Consider the following 853-nt stretch of genomic DNA (forward strand, 5'->3'; position numbering starts at 1 on the left):
TCCTGCTATGCGCTGTATACCGAAGAGCTGACCGCGCACGCCCAGCAGCGGGTGGAAACCGCCAGCGAGCTGCGGCGGGCGCTGGAGCAGGAAGAGCTGCGGGTGTACTACCAGCGGTCCACGACCTGTTCAGTGGCGCCATGATCGGGGTCGAGGCGCTGGTGCGCTGGCAGCACCCGGAGCGCGGGCTGGTGCCGCCGGGCGAGTTCATCCCGATTGCCGAGCGCACCGGGCTGATTGCCGACATCGACACCTGGGTGATGCGCCAGGCCTGCCGGCAGATGGTGCAATGGCAGGCCGAGGGCAAGCTGCTGGCGTTTGTCGCGGTGAACGTGTCGAGCCGCCTGTTTGCCCACCGCAACCTGTACCAGATGGTGGCCCAGGTGCTGCACGAAACCGGGCTGGACCCGGCGCGGCTGGAGGTCGAGGTCACGGAAAGCGCGGTGATGGAAGACCCTGAGGTGGCGCTGGAGCAGTTGCACCGCCTGCGCGAGCTTGGCTTGCAGCTGGCGATCGATGACTTTGGCACCGGCTACTCGTCGTTGTTGCGGCTCAAGCGCCTGCCGGTGCAGAAGCTCAAGATCGATCAGGGCTTCGTGGCCGGGTTGCCGGATGACGACGATGACGTCGCGATCGTGCGGGTGATCATTGCGCTGGCGCGCAGCATGGGCATGCAGATCCAGGCCGAGGGCATCGAGGAAGCCGAACAGGCGCGTTTCCTGCTGGAGCACCAGTGCGACATGGGCCAGGGCTACTGGTACGGTCGGCCGGTACCGGCGCAGCAACTGCGCTGGCACTGAGGGCCCCTTCGCTGGCAAGCCAGCTCCCACAGGGACAGCGGCGATCCCTGTGG

General features: G+C 67.1%; 1 pseudogene. It reads left to right on the forward strand.

The window, feature by feature from the left end:
* Window positions 1-800, forward strand: a pseudogene (locus tag G3436_RS22995) (putative bifunctional diguanylate cyclase/phosphodiesterase); the annotation flags it as partial.
* Window positions 801-853 lie beyond the last annotated feature (53 nt).

Source organism: Pseudomonas brassicae (genome assembly GCF_010671725.1).
GTDB classification, from domain to species: Bacteria; Pseudomonadota; Gammaproteobacteria; order Pseudomonadales; family Pseudomonadaceae; genus Aquipseudomonas; species Aquipseudomonas brassicae.